The organism is Pseudomonas sp. XP1, assembly GCF_053557675.1.
In genome coordinates, this window is sequence record NZ_JBNRIJ010000057.1 from 13,962 (window position 1) to 16,204 (window position 2,243).

Here is a 2,243-nt window from a genome sequence, read left to right on the forward strand (position 1 = left end):
CTGGTCGAGGATGTCGTTGATGATCTGCTCCTTGCTGTAGCCCACCAGGTCATAGTTCTGGCTGCCTTCGCTCAGGTGCACCTCCGCCCGGTAGTAACGGCGGTTCTTCAACTCCTGCGTACCCAGCCCACCCAGGGCGAACGATGGCGTGAAGTAGCCACGCATCTGCACCTGGTAAATGAACGGCTGTTCCTCGCCATGGCCAATCTTCAAGCTGACGTTGTCGTGGCTCGGGTCGTCCTGGGTAATCAGCACCAGGCCCTTCTGCTCGAACACTTCACGCACATCGGCAATTGCCGGACGCACCACGTCGTCCATGAAGCGGTACACCTCATCACGCGACGGGAAGTGCACCGCCTGGCTCAGGCGCTGGCGCCAGCCGCCACGGCCGCGGCGTGACTGGGCGAACGGGGCCAGCGAATGCATCTGCGCGATCTGCCGTTGCGACTCCAGGTAGAACGCCTTGTGCAGCCCCCACATCATGCACAGCAGGATCAGCGAGAACGGCAACGAGGTCAGCACCACCGCCGATTTAAGCGAATCGATGCTGCCGGCGAACAACAGCGCACTGGTGATCAGCGCCGTCATCGCGCCCCAGAAGATGCGCAGCCAGTTCGGCCCATCCTCGTCGGCATCACCACCCTTGGCCGACAAGGTCGAGAGCACCACGGTGCCCGAGTCGGCCGAGGTGACGAAGAACACGAAACTGATGAACACCGTCATGGCGATCACCGTCTTGCTCCAGGGGTAGGTCTCCAGCAGCAGGTACAGGCTCATCGACGGGTTATCCAGCGCCGACTGGCCCAGCGCTGTCATGCCATGGTTGATGACCTGGTCCAGGGCGCTGTTGCCGAAGATCGACATCCACGCCAGGGTGAAGCCCAGTGGAATCAACAGCACACCAAAGACGAATTCGCGGATTGTGCGGCCACGGGAGATGCGGGCGATGAACAGGCCCACGAACGGCGCCCAGGCAATCCACCAGGCCCAGTAGAACACCGTCCAGCCGCCCAGCCAGTCACGGTTCTCGCCGTAGGCATAGACGTCGAAGCTCTTGCGCGGCAAGGCACCCAGGTAATCGCCGAGGTTCTGGATCAGCGTGTTGAACAGGTGCTGGGTAGGCCCTGCAAACAACACGAACAGCAACAGCGTGCAGGCCAGGAACAGGTTGATGTCGCTCATCACCCGCACCCCCTTCTCCACCCCGGCGACGGCCACGGCCACCGCGGCACCCATCATCAGAGTGATTAGCAGCACCTGCACCCACTGGCTGTGGTCGATGCCGAACAGGTAGTCGAGGCCAGCATTCAGGTGCAGCACGCCAAACCCCATGTCGGCACCCAGGCCGAACACCGTGGCGATGATGCCGAAGCCGTCCACTGCATAACCGATCGGCCCGTTGATGCGCTTGCCTATCAGCGGGTACAACGCCGAACGCAAGGCCAGCGGCAGGTTGTGCCGGTAGGCGAAGTAGGCCAGGGCCATACCAACGAAGGCGAACACACCCCAGCCATGCAGGCCCCAGTGCAGGAACAGTATCTGCATCGCCTGGCGTCCGGCCTCGGCCGTGCCCGCTTCGCCCTGGGGCGGCTGCAGCATGTGGGTCAAGGGTTCGGAAACACAGAAGAAGAACAAGGTGATGCTGATGCCGGCGGCAAACAGCATGCCGGCCCACGACAGGTAGCTGAACTCGGGCTCGTCGTGGTCGGCACCGAGCTTGATCTTGCCGTAGCCGGACAAGGCGGTGACCACCACGAAGACCAGGTACAGCGTCATCGCCAGCATGTAGTACCAGCCGACCGTGTTGGCCGCCCAGTTCTGCGCCGCCAGCAACCAGTCGCCTGCTGCTTGCGGATAGGAAATGACCACCAGGCCGAAGATGAGGATGAAACTTGCCGCGAAATAGAACACCGGGGGGTTCATGCGGATCTTGCCGTTGGCAAGGGAAGGGGTCGGTGCACTCATTGGGGGTGCACCTCGTCGAATGACGTAAGGCTCGGAATGAACGGGTTCAGCAAAGGAATCCTCCTGTTGAACACCGGCAGCGGACCAGCGTTTTTTCATTGAACAAGCGTTCAAGTTAAACATGGATCGGATTTCAATGCGAATCGGGGCGCTGATTGGTGCCCTCCTGCACTGGCCTCTTCGCGGGCTTGCCCGCTCCCACAGGTATGGACTGCCCCCAAGAAGTTGGACACCAATCCAACCCTTGGGGGATCTATGGGTAAATACACAGAGCAGTT

1 protein-coding gene is annotated in these 2,243 nt (G+C 61.3%); it reads right to left on the bottom strand.

Features of this window, described 5'->3' with window-relative positions; all coding sequences use genetic code 11:
• On the bottom strand, positions 1-1,923 hold a 1,923-nt coding region (betT, locus tag ACK1U9_RS25075), incomplete at its 3' end, for a choline transporter BetT (RefSeq protein WP_449110257.1).
• Positions 1,924-2,243: the final 320 nt, after the last annotated feature.